Origin of the sequence: Erythrobacter alti, assembly GCF_037996805.1 — a bacterium.
GTDB classification, from domain to species: Bacteria; Pseudomonadota; Alphaproteobacteria; order Sphingomonadales; family Sphingomonadaceae; genus Alteraurantiacibacter; species Alteraurantiacibacter alti.
On record NZ_JBBNAX010000007.1, the window covers coordinates 98,432 to 111,919 of the forward strand.

Consider the following 13,488-nt stretch of genomic DNA (forward strand, 5'->3'; position numbering starts at 1 on the left):
CGCGGCATCGACTCGTTGACTTTCCGCGTCAAGCTCTCGTTCTCCACGCTACCCACAGCTTGGGAAAATAAACACGCCTTCGGCTATTTCCCTGAGTGCGAATCAGCCGATTGCGGGGATGGAATGCTATCCCTGACTTGTCCGCCAATCCGTCCCGTGGTTTATGCGCATGTCTATCCACATGGCCCGTCTTCACCTCCATCTGCTGTCGGACTCGACCGGCGAAACCCTCGAAATGATCGCGAAGGCTGCCCTCGCGCAGTTCGAGGACAGCGATGTCGAGCGTCATTTCTGGCCGATGGTGCGTTCTCGCCAGCATCTTGATCGCATCGTCGAGGAGTTCAAGCGCAATCCCGGCCTCGTGCTCTATACACTGGTGAATGAAAGCATTCGCGAACAGCTTGAAGAGCGGTGCCGTGCGCTTGGCGTGAAGCATGTCGATGCGCTCGATGCGGTCACGCTGGCACTGGAAGAGCGGCTGGGACAGGAGGCCAAGGGTCGCCCCGGACGCCAGCACGCCATGGACGACGCCTATTTCGCCCGCGTCGATGCAATCCAGTTCACCATTGCTCATGATGACGGGATCGGATTCGAGAACTGGGAAGAGGCCGATATCGTGCTCGCGGGTGTGTCGCGCACATCGAAGACTCCGACCAGCATCTATCTGGCCAACCGCGGCTTTAAGGTCGCCAATATCCCGCTGGTGGTCGAAAGCCCGCCGCCCGAGAACCTGTTTACCCTGCGCCACCCGATGGTCGTCGGCCTCACCACTGCGCCTGAAAGACTGGTGCAGATCCGCCGCAACCGCCTGCTTTCGCTCAACGAGACTGCCGAGACATCCTATGTCGATGGCGAACGTGTGCGCTCCGAGGTGAGTTTTGCCCGGCGCATGTTTGCCGACAATGGCTGGCCGGTGATCGATGTCACGCGGCGCTCGATCGAGGAAACTGCGGCAGCCGTGATCCGCCTCCACCAAGAACGCGAAGGGCGCGACCGACTGCCGCAAACCGGACCCAAACCGATATGACACAGCGCATGTCGGGACTGGCGCTGCACTGATGCTTGTGCTGGCGTCGAAATCCGCATCGCGCCAAGTGATGCTGCGCGATGCGGGGGTAGAATTCATCTCCCGGCCCGCTGATCTTGATGAACGCGCCATCGAAGCAGCGATGGCCGATGCACCTCCGCACGAGGTTGCCCTGGCGCTGGCCGAGGCCAAGGCGATGGCAGTACAGGACGAAGGACTTCCGATACTGGGCAGCGATTCGCTTGTCATTGTCGAGGGTCGGCGCTTCGACAAGCCAGCATCGCGCGATGATGCAGCCGAGCACCTGCGGTTTTTCTCGGGCAAGGTCATGCACCTGCATTCGGCTGCGGCAATTGCCCGCGATGGCGCGCTTGTCTGGCGTCATGCCGCCGCCGCTCATCTGCATGTGCGCGACCTTTCGGAAGGCTTCATCACCGACTATCTGGAACGAGAATGGCCCGAAGTCGGGTATTGCGTGGGTGTATTCCGGATCGAGGCGCTGGGCGTGCAATTGTTCGAGAAGATAGAAGGCGATCACTTCACCGTGCTTGGAATGCCCCTGCTCCCGGCGCTCGGCGCGCTGCGCGAACTCGGTGAGTTGCCGCGATGAGCAGGCCCTATGCCGAGGTGATCGGCGACCCCATCGCCCATTCCAAATCGCCGGTGATCCATGGTTATTGGCTGGAGAAGCTTGGTTTGGAAGCCGACTATCGCAAATGCCACGTCACTCCCGGCGGACTGGCCGATTACATCACATCGCGCCGGACGGACCCTGAATGGCGCGGGTGCAATATTACCATGCCGCACAAGCAGGCGGTGATCCCGTTTCTCGACCGGCTCGAAATCGGTGCAGAGCTGGTCAGCGCGGTCAATACGGTGACGCGTCGCCACAATGGCGCGCTGATTGGCACCAACACCGATGTCGAGGGCTTCCTCGAGCCGCTGCGGGACGAACTCGCGCGCGAACATTATTTTCGCATGGCGCGGATCATCGGCACGGGCGGCGCTGCGCGCGCAATTGCCGCCGGCCTTGCCGAACATGGCTTCACGCTGGTCCTTGCCGCACGCAATCCCGAAAAGGCGCGTGTCTTACTCGACGAGATTGACCCCGATGGCGAACACCATGTCGCCCCGCTCGATCACTTTGCCACACCGACCAATTTTGCATTCGATGACCGCGAGGGTTGCCTGGACCTGATCGTCAACGCCAGCCCGCTCGGCATGGAAGACCAACCGCCGCTCGCATTCGACTTCAGCCATGCTCCGCCGGGTAGCATCGTCTACGATATCGTCACCCACCCGCTTGATACGCCCCTTCTGCAAGGCGCGCGCGCTGAGGGAATGCGCACGATCGACGGCCATGCCATGCTGATCGGACAGGCGGCCATCGCGTTCGAGCGGTTCTTCGGACAGAAGCCGCCGCGCGAGGATGGCGACGAGGACTTGCGCCGGATACTCGCGCAATGAGCGATGCTGGCAAAACGCGTCCGCTGATCCTTGGCCTCACCGGCTCCATCGCGATGGGCAAGAGCACGGTGGCAGGCATGTTCGAGGCGCTGGGCGTGCCCGTCTTTGATGCCGATTTCGAAGTGCGCGCAATGCAGGGCCCGGGCGGCAGCCTGCTCGCCGCGATCGAAGCGAAATTTCCCGGCAGCACCGGACCCGGCGGCGTCGATCGCCAGCAATTAGGTGCATTGGTTTTTGGTGACCGCGACAAGCTCGCGTTGCTGGAAAGCATTGTCCATCCGGCAGTGGTCGAAGCGCGTGAGCAATTCCTCTACCGCCACGCCAACGCTCCGCTCGTGGTGTTCGACATACCTCTGCTGTTCGAGAAAGGCGGAGCAAAGGAAGTGGACCGGATCGTAGTCGTCTCGGCCCCGGCGCAGGTGCAGCGGGACCGTGTGCTGCAGCGGGACGGCATGACCGAAGAGAAATTCCAGCAGATCCTCGCGCTACAGATGCCCGATGCGCAAAAACGAGCGCAAGCCGATTTCGTGATCGACACCGGTACATCGCTTGAAGAGACGGAAAAGGCGGTGGAGGAGCTGGTGGAGAAGCTTTCGGAGCGCTTGCACGAATGACCGGCTTCGGGCGATAGAGTAGGCCATGCGCGAGATCATCTTCGATACCGAAACAACCGGGCTCGACCCTGCCACCGGAGACCGGATGGTGGAAATCGGCTGCATCGAGATGGTCAACCGTGTGGCAACGGGTGAGACCTTCCACGCCTATTATAACCCGGAGCGCGAGATGCCTGCCGAAGCGGAAGCGGTTCACGGGCTCTCGTCGACGTTCCTCGCCGACAAGCCGCTGTTCCGCGACACCGTAGCCGGACTGCTCGAATTCATCGGCGACTCGCCACTGGTGGCGCACAATGCGCAGTTCGATTTTGGATTTCTCAATCACGAGCTGTCGGTGTGCGGGCTCGAAGCCGTTGGCGCAGACCGCATGATCGACACGCTCGCCATCGCCCGGCGCAGACATCCCGGTGCCAAGCATTCACTTGATGCGCTGTGTTCACGCTATGGAGTCGATCGATCGCATCGCGTCCTTCACGGAGCACTGCTCGACGCGGAATTGCTGGCGCAAGTTTATGTCGAATTGACCGGCGGCCGGCAGATCGGGCTGCAACTTGCGGTCGACAATACCGGGCAGGAGACCGTGGAAACGCGGGTTTTCCGGCCCAAGACGGGCGAATACCGTGCTCCGCGCGCACATTGTGCAAGCGCTGAGGAACTTGCGCGCCACGCAAGCTTTCTTGAATCCTTGGACTCGCCCCTCTGGACCTCGTGAGCTATGCTCACCACATAGGGTGCAGCACGAAGTGATATAAAAAGGAGTCAGTGCATGGATATTCGCGTGTCGGGCCATCAAGTCGATACCGGAGCAGCTCTCCAGGAACATGCCTCGGACCGTTTAAGCACCATAGTCGATAAGCATTTCAGTCGCGCGATCTCCTCCACGGTGACCTTCGGTAAAGCGCCAGCCAGCGCCTTTGCGGCCGATATCGTACTGCATGTGAATCACGGCCTGATCCTCAAGAGCCACGGCCAGGCGCAGGATGCGCACGTCGCTTTCGACCAGGCGGCCGACAAGATCGAGAAGCAGCTGCGCCGCTACAAGCGTCGGTTGAAGGACCATCACGAACAGGCGCAACATGCCGTGAGGGAAGAAGAAGCGGCCTACACCATCTTTGCTGCCGAGGAATCCGAACCGGAAACCGAACTGAGCGAAGACGCGCCTCCGGTGATCGCGGAAACGCGGATCGACATTCCCGAAGTCAGCGTTTCGGACGCCGTGATGCTGCTCGATCTGCGCCATACGAATGCGCTGTTTTTCAAAAATGCTGGCAGCGGACGGCATAATATGGTTTATCGCCGCGAAGACGGCTCGATCGGATGGGTTGAGCCTTCCTGAGCACCTTCCCGCAAATCATGCGGTAGGCGATATAGCTGAAAACCAACCGTTTTCGCCGGGTTCGGCACTCCATGGGCAGTGCCACTGCAGCTCGTGAAAGCGCTAAATGACAAGAGCAATGGACTCCAATTTTGCACTGAAGCCTGAATCGGTTGCCGTAATTCACGCCGAGACGAAAGGTGAGATCCTCGAAAATCTCGCCCGCATTTTCAGCTCGGCTTGGGAACTCGATGCCGACCTCGTTCTTGAAGGTCTCGACGAGCGTGAGAAGCTTGGCAGCACCGGCTTCGGTCGTGGTGTCGCCATCCCCCATGCGCGCATTGCCGGAATCCGGCGCCCGATTGCCGCTATGCTCAAGCTCGAAAAGCCCGTCGCCTTCGATGCTGCCGATGGCCTGCCGGTCGACCTTGTGATCGGCCTGTTGTCGCCTGAAAATTGCGGTGTCACACATCTGCACGCACTTGCAGCTGTTTCGCGGCTGGTTCGCGACGAACGCATGCATGAAGCGTTGAGCGATGCTCCCGATGCGGAGGCGCTTTATGGCTTGCTCACCAATGTGTCGGATCGTGACGCTGCCTGACGCCGGGACCGGCAACGGCCCTGCACATGGGGCGGACAATGGCCAGGCGGCGCATTTCCGGGCGCTCGAGCAGCTCTACGCTTCGGCTCCGGTCAATTCGCTGTTCGAATCATCCCTCGAAGTGACCGCCGCGGGTCTCGCGCGCATCACCTTCGAGGCGCGCGAGGCCTATTACCATGCGGCTGGTGCGATTCACGGCACGCTTTATTTCAAGATGTTGGACGATGCAGCCTTCTACGCTGCGAATTCGCTTGTTTCCGACCGATTCTTGCTCACCACAGGTTTCAACCTGCATTTCACCAAGCCCCTTCGTGGTGGCAAGGTCGTCGCCGAAGGGCGCTGGATCAGCGGCAAGCGGCGTGTCTTCATTGCCGAGGCCCATTTGGTGGACGAGGAGGGTGATGAAATCGGTCGCGGGACGGGCACATTCATGCGCTCGCACATCGCGCTTTCCGGCCTCGACGGATACCGCCAGCCGGACTGACGCATGGACGAAAGGCTCCCGGCCCATCTCGAAGTTTCCGGCCTGATCCGTGCCGTACAAGCCGAAGGCGGCTTCGCGACGGTGCTTGCCAAGGGTGAGCGTGATGCCGGGACATTGATGATATTATGTTGCGAAAATGGCACAAAATTGCGCGCATACGAAAGAATGCCGCTGCTTGACGGAACCCGCGGATGGGTGCTTTCGAAAGAGCAAAACACTGATAAGCCAGAGGAATTTGCCGATTTCTGCGAGCGACGTAAGCGACAGGACAGCGATCTCTGGATTGTGGAGCTCGACATCGCAAATGCGGAACGGTTCATCGGAATTGTGCACTGCAACAATTGACATATTAGCCTCGGCGGCTATCTGGCCCGGGAACTTTCCGGAAGAGCGTAGGTTGTTTCGCACCGCAATGCGGCGGTGTTCGGCAGCGCGCAGACGGGGAGATGTTCGGCAGGTCCTTTAGGAACGGATCGCGGTGAGAAGACGGCAAGAACAGCCGCGACCGCAGACCTGCTAGAAATCTCACCGCCGTAAGTTACGGGATCAATGAAGATTATTTCCAAGCGCGTCGGGGCGATTGCCCTGGCTACCACTCTGTTTGCCGGTTCCCTCGGAGCCATGGAAAGCGGAGCTATCGCCCAGGACCAGGCACAGCCCATCGCAGCTGAAACGGGTCAGAACGAACTTGAAGCGCCGCAGAGTGCTGCCGAACCCGAAGTCCGGTTTGTTGCCAGCGAAGTGGTGCAGGATCTTCCTGCCGAACCGGCGGAAGACACAACCGAAGCGCCCAGCGCTTCCTCGCTCCGCGAACTTGTCCGCACTATCGACACCGATGCCACCATGTCGCGCGAGTTGATGTGCCTGGCGCAGGCGGTCTATTTCGAATCGCGCGGTGAGCCGCTTGACGGCCAGCTGGCCGTGGCCCGTGTGGTAATCAACCGAGCGGACAGCAACCGGTTCCCCGACGACTATTGTTCGGTCGTGACCCAGCGTGCGCAGTTTTCCTTCGTACGTGGGGGCCGCATCCCGCAGCCCAACGCTGCCTCTGCCGCCTGGGACCGCGCTGTTGCCGTCGCCCGCATCGCACACCGCGATCTGTGGGAAAGCCCGGCCGACGATTCGCTGTATTTTCATGCGACCTACGTGCGCCCACGCTGGGCCGGCCGTATGACTCGTCGTGCACAGATCGACAGCCACATTTTCTATAGGTGATCGGAAATGGTGCCAGCCCGGACGGCTTGGCATCTTCGCTGACTGCTAGTCTTGCAATTCGACCCATACCGGGGCGTGATCGCTGGCGCGCTCACGCCCGCGGTATTCCTTGTCGACGCCCGCCGCAACCAGACGGTCCGCGCATTCGGGTGACAGCAGCATGTGGTCGATTCGAAAGCCATGGTCGCGCTGCCACGCCCCGGCCTGGTAATCCCAATAGGTCCATACCCCGCCGCGCGGGTTGAGCGTGCCGAGAGCATCGGTCCAGCCATCGTTGAGGATGCGCGCAAAGGCATTGCGCGATTCGGGCTGCATCAGCGCATCCTGTGCCATCGCCTTGACCGACCAGACATCCTTGTCTTCCGGAATCACGTTGAAGTCGCCCACCACCACGGCGGGCACTTCGCTATCGCGCAATTCGAGAAGGCGGGTGCGTAGCCGCTCCATCCAGGCCAGCTTGTAATCGAATTTCGGGCCGGGCTGCGGATTGCCATTGGGCAGGTAGAGATTGACCACACGCACGCCGCGATAGGTGCATTCGATAAACCGCGCCTGTTCATCCTCGGGATCGCCGGGCAAGCCCTTGGTGGAATCCGCAACTGCCTCACCATCGGTCAATATGGCAACGCCGTTGAAGCTTTTCTGGCCGTGCCAGATCGCGTGATAGCCGATGTCGCTAAATTCCGACTCGGGAAAGCCCGCATCCTGCGTCTTGATTTCCTGCAGGCAGGCAACCGCGGGGCGCGTTTCGACAAGCCATTCCTTCAGGCGCGGCAGCCGCGCCTTGATACCGTTGATATTGAAACTGGCGATCCGCACCTATCCGTCCCCTTCCGGGCGGACCTTAGATGCCAAAGCTCGATCCGCAACCACAACCGGCCGCAGCATTGGGATTTTCCACCCGGAATGCCGCTCCGCCCAGCGATTCGACGAAATCGACCGTGCTTCCGGCCACCAGGTCCAGGCTCACCGGATCGACCACGAGCTTCACCTCGCCCGTTTCGCTGACCATGTCGTCAGCCTCCGGTTCGCCAAGGTCGAACTTGTACTGGAAACCCGAACACCCCCCGCCCTCTACGGACAGGCGCAGCACAGCCGGCTTGCCCTGCTTGGCAGCGATTTTCGCGATCCGCTCTGCGGCGGCGGTGCTTAGGTTGAGACTTGATGCCATGGGCCTGATGTAGGGTGCGTGGTGCGGCCGCTCAAGCGGTAGTGATATATTCGCGCATCGCGTTGGCTTCTTCCTCGATCCGGTCCATCCGGTATTTCACCAAATCGCCGATCGATACGAAGCCCACCATGCGCTCGCCTTCGACCACCGGAAGGTGACGGATCCGGCGCTTGGTCATCAGCGAGAGCGCCGCGAGCGCATCCATGCTGCGGTCTATCGTGATCGCGGGCGATGTCATGAGTTCACCGACAGTCTGGTCGAGAACAGTCGCACCATCGCGGGCGAGGCAGTAAAGGAGGTCGCGTTCGGAGAAGATTCCGGCGATCTTCTCCCCATCGAGCACAGGCAGCGCGCCGATCCGTTTTTCCGCCAGCATCTTTGCCGCCTCGAGCACACTTTGCTGCCGCGTGCAGGACACGATCGCGTGATCGCAGCTTTCGACGATGCTTCTTACGGACATGGCAACTCCTCCTGGGCGGGGGCCGATCCCCCGCGATCATCGCGATTGTGCCACGAATGACCGAGTCACGGCAAATGATTGCTTGCATAGCGTTGCCACGCGGCGCCGGCACAGGCATGAGCGGAGGCATGGCACGCCCTTCCCCTCTCGATGATCCCGAAAATGCTGCGCACGCCTGGGCGCGCTACCGGCGGTTGATGCGGCTGATGTTCGGCATCACCACGGGGGTGGTGATTATTGCTCTGGTGGTCATCTACAAGGAAGTCGAAGACGTTTCTCCGCACTTTTTCATCGCAACAGCGCTGGGTATCGGCTTTTCGATGTTGTTGATGAGCGCATTGATGGGGCTGGTCTTCCTGTCGAGCGGCACCGGACATGACGAATCGGTCGACAACTCGCTCGACGACCTGGGACCACAGGACGACGATACCGACTGGCGCAAGCGCGACTAGGCTGACGGGGTTAGCCGGAACTCCTCGACCGGCATTCCGCCGACCAGATGTTCCTGGATTATCCGCTCGAGAACCTCGGGCGTGCAGGAGTGATACCAGACCCGGTCCGGCCAGACGACGGCGATGGGTCCGGCTTCACAGATCTGCAGGCAATCGGCCTTTGTCCGCTGGATACCGCCCTTGCTCGCCAGCCCGAGCTCTTTCAGGCGGCGCTTGAGGTATTTCCACGAGGCCTCGCCAACATCTTTCTTGCAGCACTTCTGCTTTTCGGAAACCGCGCAGAGGAAAATCTGCCGCTCGATAGCCACGCCGCCGATCTTGGCGAGCGCGCGTTCGGCTTTTGCGATGTCCTTGGGAGAATGCGGCTTGCTCAGCGTTTTTTGCCTGCAATGCGTGAAATTTCCGCCTTCACCAGACGCTCTACCATGCTCGGCAAATGGGTATCGAGCCACTGCGCCAGCATCGGGCGCAGCATTTCGCGCACCATTCCTTCGAGCGATGTCTCGCCAGAGCGGACAATCTGGGGACGTGCGGGAGGATCGGACAGCATCGCAAGCGCGGCCAGCGATTGGCGCATGGCATCTGCGGCACGATCATTGGTCAATGTATCGTCCAGTTCGAGCGCCTCGTCCTCATCATTGTCGATGGTTGCGCCCGCTTCGCTGAGATCGAGAACCTCGTCAGCTTCGTCGGCAGTGGCCGGGTCCATCGGAAAGGCGCTCGCCTCCTCAGGGTCGGATTGCGGTTCGGGCGCGGGAGCGGGAGCGGGGGCAGCTTCCCGGCTGTCGCGTTCGATCACCCGCTTGATCGATTCGAGGATTTCCTCGACCGATGGTTCGCCTTCCTGCCGCATTCAGTCCCCCGATGGTTCGTCCGGCGATCCTACGGGCATCGCCTGGTCCCGAACCTCTCCATCCGGGGTCGGTATGTCAACGGTGCGCGAGCTTTCTACCACCGGTTCCGGATCGCGTTGCCAATCCCAGATGATTCCGCGCACCCGTTCGTAATTGTCGACCGGATCGTAGAGCACGCCCTCGTCGCCAAGGCCGAGGTCGCGGGCCTCTGCCTTGCCCATTGCGGCGAGCAGCGAAAATCCTGCGACATAGGCGTTGCGGCGCGCGGTCACGAGTTGGACCTGGGCGCGCAGCAGTTCCTGCTGGGCATTGAGAATGTCGAGGATGGTGCGGTTGCCCACCGTGTTTTCCGCCCGCACGCCTTCAAGGCTGAGCGATGCGGCATCGACGGCGGCTTCGCTCGAAGTGATGATTGCATTGGCTGCGCGCCAGCTTGAATAGGAGGCGCGCACCTGCGCAATCACGTCACGCTCCGTAGCAATCACGTTTTCGAGCGCGGCTTGTGCCTGGGCGGTCGCCTGGCGCTGCTGCGCGGCAACGCTTCCGCCCTGGAAAATCGGTATCGAAACGCTCACGCCGGCGGTGACATCGGTACCCGCATTGGTGCCCGTGCCCAGAGTGCCGAGGAAATTCTGGTAATCCGCGCCGGTAAAGACGCTGACGGTCGGCAAACGGCCCGATCCGGCCACGTCGATATCGAAACCGGCGGCCTGTGCCCTCTCGCGAGCGGCGATCAGGTCCGGATTATTCTCCAGCGCGACATCGACCGCCATGTCCGGGCTGGTCGGGAGGCCGGGAAGCGGCGGGGGAGGCTGCAAGTCGGTCGGCACGTCGCCGACCAGCGCAATATAATCCTCGCGCGCGGCCACGAGATTGGACTGCGCGCCGCGCAAGTCGCCTTGCGCCACCGCGAGCCTGCTTTCGGATTGCGCGACGTCGGTGCGCGTCAGATCGCCGATTTCGAACCGGTCACCGGTCGCCTCCAGATTGATTGCCAGCACATCGACATTGTTCGCCGCAAGGCCGACCAGCGCTTCGTTCAGGATCACATCCATGTAGGCGGCAACGACTTGCGTGAAGATCGCGCTTTCGGTTCCGCGCAGGTCTGCGCGTCCGGCTTCAACACGGTTTTCCGCCGCCAACACGCCGTTGCGCACTGCGCCGCCGCGATAGATCGGCACCGAGAGATCGACACCGCCGCTGAACACCCGCTCGGGCGAGACGACCGATGGCGTGCTCTGGCGCAAGAGTTCGGAATATGTGCCCGATGCGCTGACCGAAGGCAGCCCCCTTGCGCGTTGGATCACGACATTTTCGTCGGTAGCACGTTGCTGCGCCCGTGCTGCGGCGAGCGTCGGGTTGTCCAGGTAAGCGCGGGTGAGCGCTTCCTTGAGCGTTTCGGCGGTTGCCGGGCTGGCGAACAGGCACGCGCCCGCCGCCAACAGCGCAATAGACCGGCGCAGCGGCATGGTTAGAAGCTCCAGCCTTTCGGCTTGTCGAAGGCGTGCAATTGCGGAATGCCGATATCGTAGACCGGCATCAGCGATACGCCGCCAGCGGACTTGCGGCCCACGGCTACACGGGTAACGCCATTGCTGACCAGTCCGGTCACGATGCGCGCATCATCGGCCAGCTTCTTGGCCAGGCTGGCAGGAATTTCTTCAACCGCACCGTCGATAACAAGCAGGTCGGCGCCCTTGCCCTTGCGCCCGGTGCCGACAGCCTCTTCAGGTGTAATTACCGTTATCTTGGCCACCAGCGGGCGCAGCAATTCGGCGAGGTAGCCGGAGCCGCCATCGACGACCAGCGCGTGTTCGTCACCCTTCGGATTGGCTTCTTCCAGCATCTTGCCCTGTACCACCGGCGCGGGCAGCCAGCCGCCATCGTCCAGCCGAATCGCACGATCTGAATAGGCCCGGCCCTTGCTCGCGGCGGGAACGAAACCCTCCCGCGCAACGGCGGCCATGCGCTTCAACACGAAGGGTTCGTTCACTCCGCTGGTGCGCAACTGGCTGTCGATCATCGCGCGGCGGGCGCGATCATGGGTCAGATTGGCGGCTTCGGCGGCGTCGAGCGGATCGGAAATCACGGCAAAAACTCTCGTCATATATGGGCGGTTGCTGCCTTAGGACTTGCAGCGCGTGTCGCCAAGGGCTTTGACCCAGCGGGCAGCGAAAGCCTATGGGCCATTCGACGAACAGGAGTGCCGAGACGATGAGCGATATGGTGACAATCCGCGAAGAAGACCTGATCGAGACGGTCGCCGACGCGTTGCAGTATATCTCCTACTACCACCCGATGGACTACATCACCGCGCTGGGTGAGGCCTACAAGGCGGAGCAAGGCCCGGCGGCGAAGGACGCGATTGCGCAGATCCTGACCAACAGCCGCATGTGCGCCGAGGGCCACCGCCCGATCTGCCAGGACACCGGCATCGTCAATGTTTTCATCAAATGGGGCCAGGACTGCCGCCTCGAATCGACAAGCTCGCTGCAGGACGTCGTCGATGAAGGCGTGCGACGTGCCTACAATAACGAGACCAACAAGCTGCGCGCCAGCATCCTTGCCGATCCGGCCTTCACCCGCCGCAACACGCGGGACAACACGCCATGTGTCCTCTCGGTCGAGATGGTGCCGGGCAATACGATCAGCATCGACGTTGCCGCGAAAGGCGGAGGCAGCGAGAACAAGAGCAAGTTCAAGATGATGAACCCGTCGGATAATATCATCGACTGGGTGATCGAGCAGATCCCCTCGATGGGTGCTGGCTGGTGCCCTCCCGGAATGCTCGGCATCGGGATCGGCGGCACGGCGGAACATTGCATGAAGCTCGCCAAGCAATCGCTTATGGACCCGATCGACATGGCGCAATTGAAGGCGCGCGGTGCCGAAACGGATATCGAACAATTGCGCATCGACATCTTCGACGCGGTGAACGCGCAGGGCGTCGGTGCTCAGGGGCTGGGCGGGCTTTCCACCGTGCTCGATGTGAAGATCTATGACTGGCCGTGCCACGCTGCGGGCAAGCCGGTGGCGATGATCCCCAATTGCGCCGCCACCCGCCACGCGCATGTCACGCTTGACGGAAGCGGTCCGGCCTATCTGCCCCAGCCCGATCTCGACAAGTGGCCCGACGTTCACTGGCAGCCCGATGTCGAGGCCAAGCGCGTCGATCTCGACAATCTCACACCCGAGGAAGTTGCCAGCTGGAAACATGGTGATCGCCTGTTGCTCAATGGCGGAATGCTGACCGGGCGCGATGCCGCGCACAAGCGTATCCACGACATGCTGCAAAAGGGTGAGGAGCTGCCGGTCGAGTTCAAGGGCCGCGCGATCTACTACGTCGGCCCAGTCGATCCGGTGATGGGCGAAGTCGTCGGCCCCGCAGGCCCGACCACCGCAACTCGCATGGACAAGTTTACCGAAATGATGCTCGACCTTGGCCTGCTGGCGATGATCGGCAAGGCCGAACGCGGCGCCGATGCGGTCGAAGTGATCAGCCGCTTCAAGGTCGCGTACCTCATGGCAACGGGCGGAGCGGCCTATCTGGTGGCGCGCGCAATCAAGGAAGCCAAGGTCGTCGCATTCGAAGAACTCGGCATGGAAGCGATCTACGAATTCACCGTGAAGGACATGCCGGTGACAGTTGCCGTCGATTCGGAAGGCAACAATGTCCACCAGCTCGCCCCGCTGCACTGGCGCGAGAAAATCCGCGAGGAAGGCCTGCTGAACGCCAAATAGGCGGCCTTCATCGACCAGCAGCATACCGGTTTCGACCGAAACCGGACGCGGGACTGGTTGCGTTAAACAGGAAGGCGTAAACCGAAG

General features: G+C 61.4%; 19 protein-coding genes. 12 read left to right on the forward strand and 7 right to left on the reverse strand.

What is annotated here, in order from left to right:
- The first annotated feature begins 181 nt into the window (after positions 1 to 181).
- The 10 genes from AAC850_RS08205 (at position 182) to AAC850_RS08250 (ending at position 6,723) form a co-directional block, all read left to right on the forward strand.
- On the forward strand, positions 182 to 1,027 hold the full coding sequence (locus AAC850_RS08205; protein WP_340588220.1) for a pyruvate, water dikinase regulatory protein: 846 nt from the start codon (positions 182 to 184) through the stop codon (positions 1,025 to 1,027).
- Between the two features lie 31 nt (positions 1,028 to 1,058).
- Positions 1,059 to 1,637, forward strand: coding sequence for a Maf family protein (locus AAC850_RS08210; protein WP_340588221.1), 579 nt, complete (start codon positions 1,059 to 1,061; stop codon positions 1,635 to 1,637).
- A complete protein-coding gene (aroE, locus tag AAC850_RS08215) occupies positions 1,634 to 2,494 on the forward strand; it encodes a shikimate dehydrogenase (RefSeq protein WP_340588222.1) in 861 nt (286 codons plus the stop codon). Before AAC850_RS08210 ends, aroE begins: the two co-directional genes overlap by 4 nt.
- Positions 2,491 to 3,108, forward strand: coding sequence for a dephospho-CoA kinase (gene coaE, locus AAC850_RS08220; protein WP_340588224.1), 618 nt, complete (start codon positions 2,491 to 2,493; stop codon positions 3,106 to 3,108). Before aroE ends, coaE begins: the two co-directional genes overlap by 4 nt.
- 25 nt (positions 3,109 to 3,133) lie before the next feature.
- Positions 3,134 to 3,820: a DNA polymerase III subunit epsilon gene (gene dnaQ, locus AAC850_RS08225; RefSeq protein WP_340588225.1), complete on the forward strand. Its 687-nt coding sequence runs from the start codon at positions 3,134 to 3,136 to the stop codon at positions 3,818 to 3,820.
- Between the two features lie 54 nt (positions 3,821 to 3,874).
- The gene (gene hpf, locus AAC850_RS08230) at positions 3,875 to 4,444 is read left to right on the forward strand and encodes a ribosome hibernation-promoting factor, HPF/YfiA family (RefSeq protein WP_340588227.1); all 570 of its coding nucleotides are present in this window, start codon (positions 3,875 to 3,877) and stop codon (positions 4,442 to 4,444) included.
- Positions 4,445 to 4,562: 118 nt separating this feature from the next.
- Positions 4,563 to 5,024 (forward strand): PTS sugar transporter subunit IIA, encoded by a 462-nt coding sequence (locus tag AAC850_RS08235; RefSeq protein WP_340588229.1) that lies wholly within the window; start codon positions 4,563 to 4,565, stop codon positions 5,022 to 5,024.
- Positions 4,984 to 5,508 carry a PaaI family thioesterase gene (locus tag AAC850_RS08240; protein WP_422723186.1) on the forward strand — a complete coding sequence of 175 codons (525 nt, stop codon included), beginning with the start codon at positions 4,984 to 4,986 and terminating at the stop codon, positions 5,506 to 5,508. The genes AAC850_RS08235 and AAC850_RS08240 overlap by 41 nt, the downstream gene beginning before the upstream one ends.
- Positions 5,509 to 5,511: 3 nt before the next feature.
- Positions 5,512 to 5,853 carry a DUF1491 family protein gene (locus AAC850_RS08245; RefSeq protein WP_340588230.1) on the forward strand — a complete coding sequence of 114 codons (342 nt, stop codon included), beginning with the start codon at positions 5,512 to 5,514 and terminating at the stop codon, positions 5,851 to 5,853.
- A gap of 204 nt (positions 5,854 to 6,057) precedes the next feature.
- Positions 6,058 to 6,723 carry a cell wall hydrolase gene (locus AAC850_RS08250; RefSeq protein ID WP_340588231.1) on the forward strand — a complete coding sequence of 222 codons (666 nt, stop codon included), beginning with the start codon at positions 6,058 to 6,060 and terminating at the stop codon, positions 6,721 to 6,723.
- 45 nt (positions 6,724 to 6,768) lie between these two features.
- Here AAC850_RS08250 and xth read toward each other — a convergent pair whose 3' ends face one another.
- Genes xth through AAC850_RS08265 form a run of 3 tightly spaced genes read right to left on the reverse strand, consistent with a single transcriptional unit; the run spans position 6,769 to position 8,354 of the window.
- A complete protein-coding gene (gene xth / locus AAC850_RS08255; RefSeq protein ID WP_340588232.1) occupies positions 6,769 to 7,542 on the reverse strand; it encodes an exodeoxyribonuclease III in 774 nt (257 codons plus the stop codon).
- A 25-nt stretch (positions 7,543 to 7,567) separates the two neighbouring features.
- Positions 7,568 to 7,894 (reverse strand): HesB/IscA family protein, encoded by a 327-nt coding sequence (locus AAC850_RS08260; protein ID WP_340588233.1) that lies wholly within the window; start codon positions 7,892 to 7,894, stop codon positions 7,568 to 7,570.
- Between the two features lie 31 nt (positions 7,895 to 7,925).
- On the reverse strand, positions 7,926 to 8,354 hold the full coding sequence (locus AAC850_RS08265) for a CBS domain-containing protein (protein ID WP_340588234.1): 429 nt from the start codon (positions 8,352 to 8,354) through the stop codon (positions 7,926 to 7,928).
- Positions 8,355 to 8,482: 128 nt separating this feature from the next.
- Here AAC850_RS08265 and AAC850_RS08270 point away from each other — a divergent pair, with 128 nt between their 5' ends.
- Positions 8,483 to 8,806, forward strand: a complete 324-nt coding sequence (locus AAC850_RS08270; protein ID WP_340588235.1) for a hypothetical protein — start codon at positions 8,483 to 8,485, stop codon at positions 8,804 to 8,806.
- On the opposite strand, the gene AAC850_RS08275 is transcribed toward AAC850_RS08270, so the two are convergent.
- The 4 genes from AAC850_RS08275 to AAC850_RS08290 all read right to left on the reverse strand — a co-directional run bounded on the left by AAC850_RS08275 (position 8,803) and on the right by AAC850_RS08290 (position 11,767).
- Positions 8,803 to 9,114: a (2Fe-2S) ferredoxin domain-containing protein gene (locus AAC850_RS08275; protein WP_340588236.1), complete on the reverse strand. Its 312-nt coding sequence runs from the start codon at positions 9,112 to 9,114 to the stop codon at positions 8,803 to 8,805. The two genes, AAC850_RS08270 and AAC850_RS08275, sit on opposite strands and share 4 nt — an antisense overlap.
- Positions 9,115 to 9,176: 62 nt before the next feature.
- Positions 9,177 to 9,659, reverse strand: coding sequence for a DUF2497 domain-containing protein (locus AAC850_RS08280; protein ID WP_340588237.1), 483 nt, complete (start codon positions 9,657 to 9,659; stop codon positions 9,177 to 9,179).
- Positions 9,660 to 11,129 carry a TolC family outer membrane protein gene (locus AAC850_RS08285; RefSeq protein ID WP_340588239.1) on the reverse strand — a complete coding sequence of 490 codons (1,470 nt, stop codon included), beginning with the start codon at positions 11,127 to 11,129 and terminating at the stop codon, positions 9,660 to 9,662. It lies immediately after the preceding gene.
- Between the two features lie 2 nt (positions 11,130 to 11,131).
- Positions 11,132 to 11,767: a protein-L-isoaspartate O-methyltransferase family protein gene (locus tag AAC850_RS08290; protein WP_340588241.1), complete on the reverse strand. Its 636-nt coding sequence runs from the start codon at positions 11,765 to 11,767 to the stop codon at positions 11,132 to 11,134.
- Between the two features lie 107 nt (positions 11,768 to 11,874).
- Here AAC850_RS08290 and AAC850_RS08295 point away from each other — a divergent pair, with 107 nt between their 5' ends.
- A complete protein-coding gene (locus AAC850_RS08295; RefSeq protein ID WP_340588242.1) occupies positions 11,875 to 13,401 on the forward strand; it encodes a fumarate hydratase in 1,527 nt (508 codons plus the stop codon).
- The last annotated feature ends 87 nt before the right edge of the window (positions 13,402 to 13,488 follow it).